Annotated in this window: 14 protein-coding genes; all 14 read right to left on the bottom strand. The window is 70.8% G+C overall.

All coding sequences use genetic code 11. The annotated features are described in order from the left end of the window. Positions 1 to 769: hypothetical protein (locus CBZ_RS12990; RefSeq protein ID WP_130781952.1), on the bottom strand; the 769-nt coding region annotated here is incomplete at its 3' end. A 1-nt stretch (position 770) separates the two neighbouring features. Further along, positions 771 to 1,472: a PilN family protein gene (locus CBZ_RS12995; RefSeq protein WP_130781953.1), complete on the bottom strand. Its 702-nt coding sequence runs from the start codon at positions 1,470 to 1,472 to the stop codon at positions 771 to 773. Continuing rightward, positions 1,469 to 2,533 carry a type IV pilus assembly protein PilM gene (pilM, locus tag CBZ_RS13000; RefSeq protein ID WP_130781954.1) on the bottom strand — a complete coding sequence of 355 codons (1,065 nt, stop codon included), beginning with the start codon at positions 2,531 to 2,533 and terminating at the stop codon, positions 1,469 to 1,471. The genes CBZ_RS12995 and pilM overlap by 4 nt, the downstream gene beginning before the upstream one ends. A gap of 89 nt (positions 2,534 to 2,622) precedes the next feature. Continuing rightward, a complete protein-coding gene (locus tag CBZ_RS13005; RefSeq protein ID WP_130781955.1) occupies positions 2,623 to 3,408 on the bottom strand; it encodes a prepilin peptidase in 786 nt (261 codons plus the stop codon). 16 nt (positions 3,409 to 3,424) lie between these two features. Continuing rightward, positions 3,425 to 4,987: an RICIN domain-containing protein gene (locus CBZ_RS13010; RefSeq protein ID WP_130781956.1), complete on the bottom strand. Its 1,563-nt coding sequence runs from the start codon at positions 4,985 to 4,987 to the stop codon at positions 3,425 to 3,427. Continuing rightward, a complete protein-coding gene (locus tag CBZ_RS13015) occupies positions 4,984 to 5,601 on the bottom strand; it encodes a PulJ/GspJ family protein (protein ID WP_130781957.1) in 618 nt (205 codons plus the stop codon). Before CBZ_RS13015 ends, CBZ_RS13010 begins: the two co-directional genes overlap by 4 nt. Positions 5,602 to 5,642: 41 nt before the next feature. Continuing rightward, positions 5,643 to 7,457, bottom strand: a complete 1,815-nt coding sequence (locus CBZ_RS13020) for an Ig-like domain-containing protein (RefSeq protein WP_130781958.1) — start codon at positions 7,455 to 7,457, stop codon at positions 5,643 to 5,645. A gap of 90 nt (positions 7,458 to 7,547) precedes the next feature. After that, positions 7,548 to 8,018: a type IV pilin protein gene (locus CBZ_RS22110; RefSeq protein ID WP_130781959.1), complete on the bottom strand. Its 471-nt coding sequence runs from the start codon at positions 8,016 to 8,018 to the stop codon at positions 7,548 to 7,550. A 221-nt stretch (positions 8,019 to 8,239) separates the two neighbouring features. After that, positions 8,240 to 8,635 carry a type IV pilin protein gene (locus CBZ_RS13030; protein ID WP_130781960.1) on the bottom strand — a complete coding sequence of 132 codons (396 nt, stop codon included), beginning with the start codon at positions 8,633 to 8,635 and terminating at the stop codon, positions 8,240 to 8,242. Next, positions 8,632 to 9,855 (bottom strand): type II secretion system F family protein, encoded by a 1,224-nt coding sequence (locus CBZ_RS13035; protein ID WP_130781961.1) that lies wholly within the window; start codon positions 9,853 to 9,855, stop codon positions 8,632 to 8,634. The genes CBZ_RS13030 and CBZ_RS13035 overlap by 4 nt, the downstream gene beginning before the upstream one ends. Continuing rightward, complete coding sequence (locus tag CBZ_RS13040) at positions 9,855 to 11,087, bottom strand: type IV pilus twitching motility protein PilT (protein WP_281274882.1); 1,233 nt, start codon at positions 11,085 to 11,087, stop codon at positions 9,855 to 9,857. The genes CBZ_RS13035 and CBZ_RS13040 overlap by 1 nt, the downstream gene beginning before the upstream one ends. A gap of 531 nt (positions 11,088 to 11,618) precedes the next feature. Further along, entirely contained in the window at positions 11,619 to 13,292 is a 1,674-nt protein-coding gene (locus CBZ_RS13045) for a GspE/PulE family protein (RefSeq protein WP_130781962.1), read from the bottom strand. Between the two features lie 106 nt (positions 13,293 to 13,398). Then, complete coding sequence (locus CBZ_RS13050) at positions 13,399 to 14,262, bottom strand: shikimate dehydrogenase (RefSeq protein WP_130781963.1); 864 nt, start codon at positions 14,260 to 14,262, stop codon at positions 13,399 to 13,401. Continuing rightward, positions 14,255 to 15,460, bottom strand: a complete 1,206-nt coding sequence (gene mltG / locus CBZ_RS13055) for an endolytic transglycosylase MltG (protein WP_130781964.1) — start codon at positions 15,458 to 15,460, stop codon at positions 14,255 to 14,257. Before mltG ends, CBZ_RS13050 begins: the two co-directional genes overlap by 8 nt.

Genomic DNA, 15,460 nt, shown 5'->3' on the forward strand with positions numbered 1-15,460 from the left:
GGACGAGCGGGTTCTTGCCCTCCGGCGCTGCCGGGAGCGGAGCCTGCGGGGTCTCCTCGGTCGGCGCGGGAGGCGTCGTGGCGTCGTCGGGGAGGACGAAGAGCGCGCCGGACACCATGATCTCCAGGTCACCGAGCGTCGTGGCCGGCCGCCCGCCACCCGCCACCGCATCGGGCTGCGAGGTACCCGTGACCGACTCCACGACCAGCAGCCGCTGGGTGCCGGTCTGGAGCGTCGCCAGGAAGGCCCGCACGTTGTCGAACGTCCCGACCACGGAGAGCGTGAGCGGGATCGACACCGTGCCGTCGGCGATCGCCGACGTGGTCGGGGCCGCGGCCTGCGTGGTCGCGGCGTCGTCTGCGGCGGCGCTGGCCGCACCGTCCGCTGCCGGGGTCGCGGCCGGCTCCGGGGCCGCCACGACGAACGCCGCCGGCGTCGACGGCGTCACCGACAGCAGCGTGACGGCGTGCGCCTCGGCGGCGGCCGTGAGCTCGCGCAGGTACGCAGCCAGGTCGTCGTCGGTCGGCACCGACGCCCGCAGCGTGGCGAGCTCGCTCCGGTACGTCTCGATGTTGGCGAACTGCTCCGCAAGGATCGAGATGCGCTGCTCGCGCAGCGCGTTGTCGGCCTCGACCTGCTCCGCCGTGGTGTTGGTCTCCGCCGCCTGGGCGAAGGCCGGCGAGACCAGGAGGAACCACGAGGCTGCGAGCAGCGCGGCGACGAGCACGGCGGTGCCGATCACCCAGGGGGACGCCTTCGAGGACCGCATGTCAGTTCTCCTCCGTGGGCACGAACCGCTGGGCGAGCGTCGTGTCCGACATCTGCACCGAGATCGACACGGTGTAGTACGTGGTGCCCTCGACCTCGGTCACGGCCAGCGCGGACGCCCACGCGTCCTGCAGACCGGGCACCGTCACCAGCGCGTCGAGCATCGCGCTCGTGTCCGGCAGGGTCTTGGACTGGGCCTCGAACGTGAGCGAGCCGACGCTGGGCGAGTCCAGCGGGCTGGCGGGCGCGAAGCCGACACCGTCGCTCGGCGACAGGCCGGTCGCCGCGAACGAGACCACGCGGACGTCGGTCGGCATGACAGCGACGACCGCGTCCAGGTACGGCCGCCACAGGACCTCGGTCGAGGTCGCGACGAGCCGAGCGCTCTTCGTACGCTCGATCGCGCCGAGCACCTGCGGCACCTCGGCGTACTCGCGCTCCTTCACGAGCAGCGTCGTCGTGCGGTGCTCGGCGTCCGCGAGACGCTCGTCCGCCTGGCCCCGGACGACGAGAGCGAAGACGTACACGAGCGCGATCAGGGCGAGCACGACCACGACGGCCATCGCGAGCCAGCGCTTGACGACCGAGAGCGACCGGGCTGCACGGACCTCCGGCGGGAGCAGGTTGACCTGTGGGAGCCCAACTGGGGTCGAACCCGTCGACTTCTTCTGCCGCGTCGGGGCGCGGTCCAGCAGTGCACTCATGCGGCCACTCCGTAGGCGAGGCCGACCGGGAGGGCGACCAGGGGCTCGGCGCCGGCGAGCGCGGCGCGATCGACGTGCTTCCCGAACCGGAAGTTCGACAGGGGGTCCCCGAGGAGGACGGGCAGCCGCGTCGAGCTCGACATGAACTGACCCAGGCCGGCCAGGTGGGCACCGCCGCCGGTCAGGACGACTGCCTCGATGCCCCGACCGGGGTTGTTCGACGCGTAGTAGACGAACGTGTTCCGCACCGACTCCGTCAGGATCCGGGTCGCGTTCATGACCGCCTCGGCCGCGGCCTCGTAGCCGGCCTGCGGAGCGAAGCCGAGCCCGATCTCGCGCTTGAGCGCGTCGGCCTCGGGCTGCGCCATGGACATCGCCGAGGCGACGGCGTCGGTGGCGTTCTGGCCGCCCGAGGGCAGCATGCGCACGAGGCGCGGGGACCCGGAGTCGGCAATGACGACGTTGGTGACGCGCGCACCGATGTCGACGAACGCGACGACCCGCTGGGCGAGGTCGCCCCGCGCAAGCGCGCGCAGCAGAGCGAACGCGTTGAGGTCCACCATGACGGGCCGGAGGCCCGCTCCCTCGACGGCGAGCACGTTGGCGGCGACGGTGTCCCGCTGGGCGGCGACCAGCATGCCGTGCACCTGGCGCCCCTCGGGACCGGCCGACTCCCCCGTCGGGTAGTAGTCGAGCAGCGCGTCCGACGAGGCCACGGGCAGGAGCTCCTGGACCTGGAAGGGCAGCGACGCCTTGAGCTGCGACAGCGGCATCCACGGCAGGTCGAGCTCGCGCACGACGACGCGCTGGTTGCCGACGCCGATGACGACGTCCTTCGACGAGAACCCGGCGGTCGACCACAGCTGCTTGAGGGCGTGGGACACCACACCGGGGTCGACCGCCTCGCCGTCCCGCACCGCACCCGGCGGGAGAGGCACGGTGCCCGCACGCAGGAGGGTCGGGCTCGGCGTCGCGGCGGGACCGCCGGAACCGAACTCCACCTCGGCAGCGCGCACCGCTGTGGTGCCGATGTCGAGGCCGATGACACGCGTTGACGCCACAGGTCGTCCTTCCGCAGAGGTGCTGCCTACGGGCCTTCTATCGGCACCGCGGGGTCGTCGCTTGAGGCCTGCGGGGAGACGTCCGCGCGCTACATCAGACCGAGGTACGCCTCGGCGAGCTGCGGTCCCACCACGAGACCGACGGCCGCGCCGAGGAGCATCCAGGGCCCGAACGGGATGGCTGACTTGCGCCCCGCGCGACGCGCGAGCATCAGGACGCTGCCGAACACACCCCCGAGCACGAAGGCGGCAAACCAGCCGACGACGAGGCTCGACCAGCCGACCCACCCGAGGTAGAGGCCCAGCACGCCGGCCAGCTTGACGTCGCCGAACCCCATCCCGCCGGGCCGGATCACGACGAGGACGAAGTAGAACGCGAACATCGCGGCCGCCCCGATGGCGGCGCGCAGCAGCGCGGCCCAGTCGCTCGTCCCGCCGGGGTTCCAGCTGGCGAGCCCGAGCAGCACGAGCCCCACGACGTACGACGGCAGCACGATCGCGTCGGGCAGCCGGTGCACGTCGACGTCGATGAGGCAGAGCGCGACCGACACGGCCGCGAGGTACAGGAACGCCGGCAGCGCCCAGACGGGTCCGAGCCACCACGCAGTGAGGGCGAACAGCGCGCCGGTCACCGACTCGACGAGCGGGTAGCGGGCGCTGATGGAGGTCCCGCAGTCCCGGCACCGCCCCCGCAGCGCGAGCCACGACACGACCGGCACGTTGTCCCACGGGCGGATGCGGTGCCCGCACGACGGGCAGGCGCTCGGTGGGCTGACGACCGACTCGCCCCGGGGCACCCGCCAGACGACGACGTTGAGGAACGAGCCGACCACCAGGCCGAGCAGGCCGACCAGGACGACGAGCAGTGAGGTCACGAGGACCGAGCCTGCCTCATCCGCCGCGGCTCTCGAGGTAGTTGCCCACGGATGCGCTGACGTTCTCCGGCGGCGCGTTCCACTTCTGGTCGAGCCCGCCCGTGCAGTCGGTCAGCACCATCTTCGACCAGGCGCCCTCGAACTTGTCCCCGAGCCCGATGCAGCGGGTGGCGTTGGACTTGGGCACGAACGTGTAGCTCGTCTGGTAGTTGCCGGTGTCCGCGGAGCGGATCCACTTCTGCTGAGGGTCGGAGGCGTTGCACGTCGCGAGCGTCGGGTAGGTCGTCGTGCTCGCGGCCTTGAGGCACCACTTGTCGGCGTCGCTGTTGTTCCGCCGCACGTAGATGGTCGTCTCGACCGACCCGTTGCCGCCCGTCGGCTCGGTGTAGAACCACTTGTGGTTCCAGTCGAGCTTGCTGCCGCCCGACGGGTCCTGCTTGCAGGGGTAGATGATCATGTGCGGGTGGGTCACCGCGGCCCACGTCACGTCGAAGCACCGGCCGAACTCGAGGAAGTTCACGACCTGGCTCGTGCTGGGGCCCGCAGCGCCGGCACCCACCGCCGGGTCGGGGTTGAACGAACCCCACTCCGCCTTGTCGGCGCACGCGCCGGTGTAGAGCTTGCTGTTCTTGGGGCTCGTCCCGGAGTCCGTCTGCGCGCGCAGGCAGAACGACCCGTAGTTGGTGATGTCGGTGTTCTCGCCCTTCCACCGCGCCCCGGCCTCCCAGCTCCACAGCTGGTTCCAGCGCGACGTGCCGGTCGTGGCGGCGCAGGTCTGGAGACGCGCGAGCGTCACCGTGCTCGTGTTCGTCGACGGACCCGTGATGCACAGCGGCGGGCCGGAGCCCGGGAGCGTCGAGAGCGCGAGCTTGATGCGGTAGTCGGTGTCCCAGACCCACAGCTCGTGGTCGTCGTCGACGCCGCACGAGGCGACGTCGACGTAGCTGATCGACGAGCCGGCCGTCGTGCCGTCGGCGCGCAGGCAGTACTTCGTCTCGTAGCTGTAGATGCGCCCGCCGATCACGTTGGTGCTCGTCGTGTTGAACCGGTAGATGCTCGACATCGTGCGCACGCCCTCGTCGTCCGCGACGGCGCTGCCCGAGGGCGCGTCGCCCGTCGACGTGATGTACGCGAACAACGGCTGCAGCGTCGTGCCGTTGCCCGGCACGCACGAGAGCTTCTTCGAGTTGAGCCACGTCTCGTTCTGGCCCGCGGGGTTGTCCCGGTAGTACCGGACGGTGACCGAGTAGGCGAGCTCACCACCGGGCGCGGCGACGGTGCCCGCCATGGTGCACGGGAGCTTGCGGATGTCGCCGTAGACCGCGCCCACGAAGTCGGGGCTGCCCTGGGCTGTCCGCAGCGCGCCGAGCGCGGTCTCGATCCCGGCCTCGGCGGCGTAGATCGTCTGCGTGTTCTTCCGGGCGAACTGCGTGGGCATCGTCTGGGAGAGCACGAGACCGAGCACCAGCACGCTCAGCGTCGTCATGATGAGGATCACCATGATCGCGCTCAGCATCGCGACGCCTGACTCCTGCCCGTCACGACGGGCCTCGTCGAGCCGAGTCCGGATCCACCTCACGGTCGTCCTCCTGCCATGCACACCGGGATGTCGCTCACGCCTGCGCTGACGCTGTCGTTGTTGGTGAGCGAGTTCTTCGAGCTGTTGCGCGCCACGAACTCCGACTCGGACTCGACCGTGCGCGTGAACGACGGGTCACCCACGCGCAGCCGCATCACGAGTCGCTGCCTCGGGTTGGCGTCGGTGGCCTTGACCATCCGGAACGGGTACGGGTCGGCGCCACCGCTCAGGGGCGCCTGCACGTCGCTGACGATCGTGCTGAACCCGGGGATCGACGGGCTGGGCTTGTCCTCCCACGACCGGCGCTCCACGCGCCCCGTCGTCGGGTCCCACCGCCACTGCGTGCACATGGCCTTCCCGTTCGCGGAGACCGTCGCGCCCACGCGGAACTCGACGTACCGCCGACCGTCGGCGCCCGACCCGGGGAAGTTGATCGCCTCCGCGTACCGGACCTGCCGGTCCATCCGCTGGAACGCGGTCCGCACGCCGTCGCTCGCGGCCACCGTCATGTCCGTCCGCACCGTGTTGCGGCTCATGATGACGACACCGCCCATGACGACGCTGACGAGGATCGTGAAGATCGCCATGGAGACGAGGAGCTCCACGAGCGTCATCCCGTCGTCCGCGCCGGAGCGACGCGGATCCGGGGCCGACCTCACTTCCCCACCACGAGCGTGATGGTCTTGACGTCCGACACCGTCAGCGGATCGGTGGGCGAGACGAGCTGGTAGCCCATCGTGCACGTCTTACTCGTGATGCCCTGCGTCCGGACCTTGATGATGCCGTTCTGGTACTCCTGGTTGCCCGGGTTCGTGACGCAGGACGGGAACGCGGCGTCGACGAGCTTGACCGTGCCTCCGAAGTTCGTCGGGGCGATGCCGGCGACGTTCTTGAGGTCGATCCGCTGCTCGGACGACTTGTTGCCCTGGAGGTTGACGGTGAAGTCCACGGCAACCGGCACGATCCGGATGGTCACGGTCTTCACCGCGGAAGGCTGCCCGCCCTCCGGGTCGAGCACGCGGTAGGTGAACGTCCAGGTCCCGAGCGTGTTCGTCTGCGGCGAGTACAGGAACCTCGTCCCCCGCTTGTAGTTGCTCATGTTGACGTTGCGGACACCGCTCGGGCCGTCGATCTTCAGCTGGCCCTGGTTGATGTTCATCGACATCACCTCGAACAGGTAGCCCGGCGGGTTGAGCGTGCTGCCGAGCATGTTGAGGTCGACGTCACCGGTCACGAGCGTCGCGGGGACGATCGCGGTGAAGTCGGCGACGAGCGGCGCGGGGTAGTTCGTGACGACGACCGTGACCTCGGCCTGCGTGCTGTCCGACTTCCCGTCGTTGAAGTGGTAACGGAACGTGTACGTGCCCACGTTGTTCGCGTAGAACTGCACGGTCCGCCCGTCGGGGTTCGGCGTGGCCGTGGCACCGGTCGGCGGGGTGTCGATGACCACGCTCGTGGGCGACCCGAGGTCGTTGCTGGTCACGGGCAGGCTCACGGACACCCGTCGCACCGCGGTGGCGGTGTCCGGCAACGCCTTGCCGGTGACCCTGACGCTGACCGTGGCGGGGTCGGACATGTGCCCCGCCTGGTCCTTGAGCTGGTACGTGAACGTCACGAGTCCCGACGCGTTGGCCGGCGCGGTGTAGCGCAGCTCGCCCACGCGGGGGCGGCTGACGCTGCCCATCGACGGGGCGGTCACGTTGACGACCGGGTCGGACGTCACCGGTCCGAGCACGTCGTTGAGCAGGACCGCGATGTCGACCCAGGCACCGACCTCGACCGACGACTGGTCGTCCATCGCGATCGGGCGCGTCGTGTTGTTCCACACGATGTCGGAGTTGGGGTCGACGAGCGACTGCGCCTGGTACGTACACGTGCCGTCGCACACGCCCGCGGTGTCCGGCCAGGACACGAGCACCATGACACGCAGGAGCTGAGCGCGACCCGCCGGTGCGACACCCGGGTCGTTGAGCTGCCCCGCGACGCGCGTGCAGTCCTCCGGGTTGGTGCTCGTCGTCACGCGGTAGCAGGTGCCGATGAGGATGTCGGACGTGTAGGCGACGCCGTCGAGGGTCGTCGTCCGCGTGAGGTCGACGGCGGCGTCACTGCCGGACGTCGGGTGCGGGTCCCAGGCCGGGTACGACTGGTCGAGGCCCTCGAGGCCCGCCGCGACGGCGGCGCCCCACGCGGCGTCCACCTCGCTCTGCGTCCGGTCGACCAGCAGCCCCGAGAACGTCGTGCCGCTCTTCGTCACCGGCTTCGCGCTCACGGCGAACGCCTGCTCCATCGACTCGGACGCGACGGTGACGGCGGCCTGGCTGCGGCTCTGGTGCGTGACGGTGCGGGTGCCGTTCACGAAGAAGTAGAGGGCGGCCGTCGAGATGACGGCCATGACGGCGAGGGCCGCGACCACTTCGACCAGCGTGAACCCGCTGTCGTCGGCGCGTGCTGCGGTGCTGGGGCGGATCACGTCGTCCTCCTCGCTCGTGGGTGACAGCGGAGCGGCCGCCGGGGAGAGGACGTGCCCCTCCCCGGCGACCGCGTGCGTCCGGAGGCTGGGTCAGCCCTCGCCGCCCTCGGCGGGGGCCGCCGAGGAGACCGCGAACCCGCCCGTGGCGGTGTCACCCTTGTCCGACTGGAGGCCGCCGGCCTCGCTGTTGTAGACCCACGCCTCGCCCGTCGCGAGGCTGCCCGGCTGGGCGTCGGTCTCACGCGTCGCGTGGATCGTGTAGCTGTCGGCATCCGCGACGACCGTCAGGACGTTGCCGTCGGAGATCGCGACGGTGCCGAGCTCGGCCGCCGTGTCGGGGTACGAGTTGTTCGACGTGAGGTAGGTCTCCATCGCGGTGGCGACCGTGCGCAGGTCCGACTTCATCGAGGCGTCGACCGCGCTCTTCCGCTGGTTCAGGAAGACCGGGATCGCGATGGCCGCGAGGATGCCGATGATGATGATGACGACGAGGAGCTCGATGAGCGTGAAGCCCTGCTCCTTGTCCTTCTCGTTGAGAGCCTTGCTGATGCGAGCGATCATGCCCGTCCCCGTTCCAGAGTCAGGTCCAACTGGTCAGTGGTGCCGGCCGGCGGCCGTCCCGCTGCGTACTTCGGGACGGACGGGCGGGCGCTTGACGATCCGGGCCGGGAATCACCCGAGCGGACGAACCGCCTGGCCCAGGACACGTCAGGGCGCGACGCACGCACGGGACGAACCGCCGACCGACACGCGATCCGCCCACGCACCGTGAGCGGGTGGGGTCACGGGAGGACGAGCTCGGCGGTACCGGTGCAACGTGTCGCGTCGACGGCGAGGCCCGACGCGTCGAGCACCCACCGCTGGCTGTCGACGGCGCCGTCGTGCCAGCCGCGCACGCACCACTGCTCGCCGTCGGCCGCCACCTCGATCACCGTCCCGGGGCTCACCCGGACGTCGTCGCGCACCTTCTCCTCGTCGAACGACCCGTCCCCGTCGACCGCCCCCTCGACGACGACCGCGACCGAGCGCACCTCGGACTTGACGCGCGCGTCGTGGGCGCGCGCCTGCTGCCCGATCAGGACGGGGACGGCGATCGCGGCGAGGATGCCGACGATCGCGATCACGACGAGGAGCTCGACGAGCGAGAAGCCGGCCTCCCGGTCGGCGCGTGCCGTCACTGGACCAGTTCGAAGATCGAGAAGATCGGCATGTACAGCGCGATGATCATGCCGCCGATGAGCGAGCCGAGAACGACGATCATGAGCGGCTCGATGAGGCTCGTGAGCTGCTCCGTGGTCGCCTCGACCTCCTGGTCGTAGAAGTCGGCGACCTTGCCGAGCATCGTGTCGAGCGCACCCGTGTCCTCACCGACGGCCATCATCTGCACGACCATCGGCGGGAAGATCGGGTGCTCGGTGAGCGGTCCGGCGAGCGACTGGCCGGTCCGCACGGACTCCTGGACGGCCTTCGTCGCACGCTCGACCACGATGTTGCCGCTCGTCTCCCCCACGATGTCGAGCGCCTGCAGCAGCGGGACGCCCGCGTGCAGCATCGCGCCGAAGTTCCGCGTGAAGCGCGCGATCGCGATCTTCTTGAACAGGTTGCCGAACACGGGCAGCTTGAGCTTGAACGGGTCGACCTTCTCGCGCAGCGCGCGGTCGTTCTTGTGCCGCGACCACCAGATCGCGAAGACGACGATCGCGATCACGATCGGCCCGATGGCGTACCGGAGCACGTCGGAGAGGAAGACCAGGAACTGCGTCGGCGCCGGAAGCGCACCACCGAGCGAGGCGAACATGTTCTCGAAGACCGGCACGATGAACAGCAGCATGCCGACGACGGCGAGGATCGCGATCACGAACACCACGACCGGGTAGGTCATCGCGCTCTTCACCTTGCCGCGCAGCTTGAGCTCCGCCTCGAAGTTGCCCGCCACCGACACGAGCACCTGGTCGAGGAAGCCGCCGACCTCGCCCGCCTTGACCATGTTGATCATCAGCGGCGGGAAGACCTGCGGGTGCCGGCCGAGCGCGGTCGACAGTGCCACCCCCGTCTCGACGTCGTTGCGCACCTGGGAGACGACCTTCGCCAGCGCCTTCGACTCGGTCTGCTGGGCGAGGATCGTCAGGGCACGCAGCAGCGACAGGCCCGAGTTGATCATCGTCGCGAGCTGGCGCGCCATGACCGCGATGTCCTTGAGCGAGACCTTGTCGCTCAAGCCCGGCACCTTGATCTCGGTGTTGAGACCGCCCGTGCTGACCTCGTTGATCGAGACGGCCGCCATGCCCATCTCGCGCAGCCGGTTCGCAACGGCCGCCTGGTTGCTCGCCTCGACGCGCCCCTTGACCAGCTTGCCGGTGCGGTCGCGGACCGCGTACTCGAACGTCTTCGTCGCCATCAGTAGCCTCCGTCGTACGCGCCCGCGCCACCGGCCGCGGTCAGGCCCGCGGCCCCCTGCGACACACCGCCCATCCGACCGGCGAGCCGGTTGAAGTCCTCGACGTGGTGGCACTTCTCGAGGCCGACCTCGTACGAGACCTTCCCGGACTTGACCAGGTCGGCCAGGTGCTGGTCCATCGTGTGCATGCCCTGCTGGGCCCCCGCCTGCATCGCGGAGTAGATCTGGTGCGTCTTGCCCTCACGGATCAGGTTCCGGATGGCGGGGGTGGCCACGAGGACCTCCGTCGCGACCGCCCGCCCGGGCGAGTCCGCACGCTTGCAGAGCGTCTGGCAGACCACGCCCTGGATCGCACCGGCCAGCTGTGTCCGCACCTGGGCCTGCTGGCCCGACGGGAAGACGTCGATGACGCGGTCGATGGTCTGCGCGGCGTCCTGCGTGTGCAGCGTCGCGAAGACGAGGTGACCTGTCTCCGCAGCGGTCAGCGCGACGGAGATCGTCTCCAGGTCGCGCATCTCGCCGACGAGGATGATGTCGGGGTCCTGCCGCAGCACGTGCTTGAGCGCGTTCGCGAACGAGTGCGTGTCTGCGCCGACCTCGCGCTGGTTGACGAGGGACTTCTTGTGGCGGTGGAGGAACTCGATGGGGTCCTCGACCGTCATGATGTGGTCCTCGCGGGTCCGGTTCGCGAGGTCGATGATCGAGGCGAGCGTGGTCGACTTGCCCGAGCCGGTCGGGCCCGTGACGAGCACGAGGCCGCGGGGCAGCCCCGCGAACGTCCCGACGACGGGCGGCACCCCGAGGTCCTCGAGAGGCTTGATCTCGTACGGGATCACGCGGAACGCAGCACCGATGGACTCACGCTGCTGGTAGATGTTCACCCGGAACCGCGCGAGCGCCCGCACGGCGTAGGACAGGTCCAGCTCCAGGTTGGCCTCGAAGGTCTCCCGCTGCTTCTGCGTGAGGATCCCGTACAGCACGCGACGGAGCGGCTCGGCCTGCATCGGGCCGAAGCCCTCCAGCGGACGGAGCGAACCCGAGACGCGCACCGACGGCGGCGCCCCGGAGGTCAGGTGGACGTCGGAGGCGCCGAGCGCGACCATCCGGCTGAGGATGTCGTCGATGACGACGTCGTCCTCCTGCCGCTCCTGGCCCATCCCGGAACGTACGGGGCGGTCGCGGACGACGCGCGCCGCCTCCGCGCGCGGGGCCGGGCTGCTGGGTGCCGGCACGTGGCCAGGGGCTCCCGGCAGCGGGCCTGCCGGCGCGTGCGCCTGCGGCTGGGGGACGAAGGCGCGGCCACCGCTGACGGGCAGGCTTCCTGGAGCGGCCGACGCCTGCGGGAGCGCCCCGCCGGCCCTACCGGGCGTGACGAACTCGGGCTGCACCGGCCCCTGCTGGTAGGCGGCGCCGGGAGCCGTTGCGGCGACCGGCGCCGGAGGCGGTGCGTAGGCCGCCACCGGCTGGCTGGGCGCCGTGCTCTGCGAGGGGATCGGCGAGAACGCCGCCTGCGAGAGCGGACGAGTCGTCGCGTCCCCTGCCTGGGGCCCGACCGGCCGATAGGGCGGCAGAGGTCTCGTCGGCTCGCCGGTGGGCGGGTCGTAGGGCTCGCTCACGTCATTGCCTCCACATGGTCACCGTTGTACGCACGACACCCTCGGTCGGCGCCGATCCGGCACCTGGTCCTTCATCGGCCCGTCCCGTGCCCGACTTGAGCGGCCGTCGCAGGCCACACGCGTCGGGGGTCGAGACGGCGGGCTAGCTCACGCCACGACGCGCAGGATCTCCTCGATCGAGGTCAGGCCCATCGCCACCTTCTGCCAGCCGTCCTCGCGGAGCGTCAGCATCCCCTGCTTGGTGGCGGTCGAGTTGATCTCTGCCGCGGACGAGTGCGCGACGGCGTGGCGCTCGATCTCCTCGGTCACCCGCATGACCTCGTGCAGCGCGATCCGGCCCTTGTACCCGGTCTTCGAGCACGCGACGCAACCCGCCGGCCGCATGAGCTCGGGGATCTGCTCCCCCGGCATCCAGGGGAACCTCGCCGCCGCGAGCTCCTCCGGGGTGGGCGTGTACGGCTCACGGCACTTGGTGCAGAGCTTGCGGGCGAGCCGCTGTGCCACCACGCAGTCGAGCGCGGACCCGACGAGGAACGGCTCGATGCCCATCTCGGTGAGACGGGTGATCGCCGACGGTGCGTCATTCGTGTGCAGGGTCGACAGCACCAGGTGTCCGGTGAGGGCCGCCTCGATCGCGATCTGCGCGGTCTCGTGGTCGCGGATCTCGCCCAGCAGCACCACGTCGGGGTCCGAGCGCAGGATCGAGCGCAGCGCCGCGGCGAACGAGAGCCCGGCCTTGGGGTTGACCTGCACCTGGTTGATCCCCGCGAGCCGGTACTCGACGGGGTCCTCGACGGTGATGACGTTGATCTCCGGCTTCGACACCGCGTTGAGCGTCGCGTAGAGCGTCGTCGACTTCCCTGAACCGGTCGGGCCGGTCACGAGGATCATGCCGTAGGGCTTGGTGTACGACTCCTGGTACGTGGCGTAGTTGTGCTCGAGGAACGACAGGTCGCGAAGGTCGAGCGACGCCGTCGAGTTGTCCAGGATGCGCATAACGATCTTCTCGCCCCACACGGTGGGCAGCGTCGCCACGCGGAGGTCGATCTTGCGGCCGTTGTGGACGACCGACATGCGACCGTCCTGCGGCTTGCGCTTCTCCGCGATGTCGATGTCGCTCATGATCTTCACGCGGCTGATGACGCCGCCCTGGATCTGCTTCGGCGACCGCTGCACCTCGTGCAGCACGCCGTCGATCCGGTAGCGCACGCGCAGGTCGTGCTCGGTCGGCTCGATGTGGATGTCGGACGCGCGGTCGGTGATCCCCTGCGTCACCAGCAGGTTGACGTAGCGGACGATCGGGGCGTCGTCGTCGACGAAGTCCCCCATCTTCGACAGGTCGGCCTCCGCCGGGGCGGCCTCCTCCTCGAAGGCCGACGACAGGTCGTCCATCTCGTCGTCCGCGCGGCAGAACCGGTCGATCGCGCGCGTGAGGTTCTCGTACGTCGCGATGACGGGGATGACCGGCATCCCCGCGACCGTGCGCACGTCGTCGACGGCCATGACGTTGCCGGGGTCGGCGGTGGCCAGGACGATCGCGCCGTCCTGGATCGACACCGGCAGCACCACGTAGCGACGGCACAGCGCGCCGGGCACGAGCGACACCGCCGCACGGTCGACGGCGTACTCGTCGAGGTCGACGTACTCCATGCCGACCTGCGACGCGAGCGCCTTGACGAGCTGCCCCTCGTTGAGGACGCCCAGCTCGACGAGCGTCCGACCGAGCGACTGGCCGCGCGTCATGGTCTCGTCGAGCGCCATGAGCAGCTGCGCCTCGGTGACCAGTCCCTCGTCGAGCAGGATCTCGCCCAGCTGCTTCACGCGACGTACCTCCCGGTCGGCCCCGCCCGGCGCAGGACCTCTCGACCGGTTCATCGGCACGACACGGCACGGTCCTGAGGACTCCGCGTGGTGTCGCGCCGTCAGATCACCCGTGCGGGGCGACCCCCAGGCGGGCCTCGAGCGCGTCCGACATGACCTCGACCGGTCCAGGCCGGCCCGTCATGAGGCGGACCTGCTCGACGGCCTGGTGCAGGAGCATCCGCTCCCCCGGCACCGTCACTCCCCCGGCGGCGGACCACGCGACGGACAGCGCGGTGGGGCGCGGGTCGTAGGCGGCGTCCAGGAGCACGCCGTGCGCCTGCGTCCCGGCGAGGGCGGCGGCGATCGGGTCGGCGGCCCGGGGCGGGAGCGTCGACACGACGACGTCCGCCCGCCCGATCACGGCTGCGGCGTCGTCGAGCGAACGGAAGACGGGCTCGACACCCATGCGGTGCGCGGCGCGCATGAGCCCGCCCGCCCGCGCGACCGACCGGACGTGCACGACGGGCGTCGTGCAGCCGAGCTGCGCCAGGGCGGCGAGCGTCGAGGCGGCGGTCGCACCGGCACCGAGCACGGCGGCGGTGCGGACCCGGGCGCCCGCGCCGAGGCCCTCGCCGAGCGCCGTGACGAGGCCGTGCACGTCGGTGTTGGCGCCCGTGAGCATGCGACCCGAACCGGTCCCGTGCAGCAGCACGGTGTTCACCGCGCCGACCACCTCGGCGAGCGGCTCGACGTGGTCGAGCAGCGGGATGACGGCCTGCTTGAGCGGCATCGTCAGGCTGAGCCCGGCCCACGTCCCGTCGAGCGACGCGACGAACGCCGGGAGGTCCTCCTCCGTGACGTCGATCGCGTCGTACGCCCAGTCGTCGAGCCCGAGCGCCGCGTAGGCGGCACGGTGCAGCACGGGCGACAGGGAGTGCGCCACGGGGTGGCCGAGGACCGCTGCCCGGTGCAGCGGCCCGTCAGTCACTCCCGTGCTCCGCCTGCCACTGCCGCAGCAGCTCGCGGTTCTGGTTGTGCTCGTCGTTCGTCTCGGCGAACCGCGTCTCGCCGGTGTCGAGGTTGACCGTCACCCAGAAGATCCAGTCTCCCGGCTCCGGGTTGAGGACGGCGTCGATCGACGTCTCCCCCGGCGAGGCGATCGGCGTGGGCGGCAGCCCGGGGTGCCGGTAGGTGTTGTAGGGGTTGGACGCGTCCTGCGTCATCTCCGTGGTGAGCTGCGTCCCGGGGATCCCCAGGCCGTACGCGACGGCCGCGTCGATCTGCAGGATCATGTCGCGGTCGAGCCGGTTCTGGATCGCGCGGGCGACCTTGGGACGGTCCTCGTCGAGACGGGCCTCGCGCTCGACGAGCGAGGCCTTGTTCAGCACCGTCTCCCACTGGTCGGCGGGGACGCCCTTCGCGTTGAGGACCTCGACGGTCTTCGCGGTCATCATCGCGAGGACGCTCTGCGCCGTCGCATCCGGCGGAAGGTCGTACGTCGACGGGAAGAGCCACCCCTCGACGTTGCCGCCGGCCTCCGCGGGCAGGCCGATGGCCGCCGGGTCGGCCGCCGCGGCCCGCAGGGCCTCGACCGTGATGCTCACGGTCTTCTCGTTGATCTTGGTGTAGATCTGCTCGGCGTTGAGGCCCTCGGGGATCGTCACGCGGAAGCTCGACCGGCTCGCCGGGTCGAGCAGCGCCGCCACCGCGTCGGACGCGCGCATCTCGAGGAGCAGCCGGTACGTGCCGGGCTGGATCGACGCCGCCTGCGGCTCCGCCGCCCAGGCCGCCGTGAACGCCTTGACGGTCGCGACCACGCCGGCGTCGACGAGCTTCTGGCCGATCGCCCCGCCCGTGTCGCCCTGCGCGATCGTCACCTCGGCGGACGGGTGCCCCGGTCCGGGGTAGTCCTGGACCGTCTGCTCCTGGCCGTCGCCCGAGAAGAGCCCGCCCATGAGCTCGGTCACGACGTACGCCGCGCCGGCCACCAGGACGAGAGCCACGAGGAGCACGCCGAGCGACCGGCGCCGGCGGCGCTTGCGCTCACGCTCCGCCTTCGCCTTGCCGCGCTGCCGGGTACGCCGGGACTCGGGCGCGGGCTGCCGGGCGTCGGGGTCACCGCCGAAGAGCTCGGCCACCTGGTCACCTCGCTCCACGGGCGCCCACCACTCGGTCTGGTTGCTCAC

It is taken from the genome of Cellulomonas biazotea, assembly GCF_004306155.1.
GTDB classification, from domain to species: domain Bacteria; phylum Actinomycetota; class Actinomycetes; order Actinomycetales; family Cellulomonadaceae; genus Cellulomonas; species Cellulomonas biazotea.

Bases quoted from the DNA above. Each gene is read 5' to 3' on its own strand.
- CBZ_RS13015 (WP_130781957.1), bottom strand. From the start codon at position 5,601: ATGACGCTCGTGGAGCTCCTCGTCTCCATGGCGATCTTCACGATCCTC.
- CBZ_RS22110 (WP_130781959.1), bottom strand. From the start codon at position 8,018: ATGATCGCTCGCATCAGCAAGGCTCTCAACGAGAAGGACAAGGAGCAG.
- CBZ_RS12995 (WP_130781953.1), bottom strand. From the start codon at position 1,472: ATGAGTGCACTGCTGGACCGCGCCCCGACGCGGCAGAAGAAGTCGACG.
- CBZ_RS13035 (WP_130781961.1), bottom strand. From the start codon at position 9,855: ATGGCGACGAAGACGTTCGAGTACGCGGTCCGCGACCGCACCGGCAAG.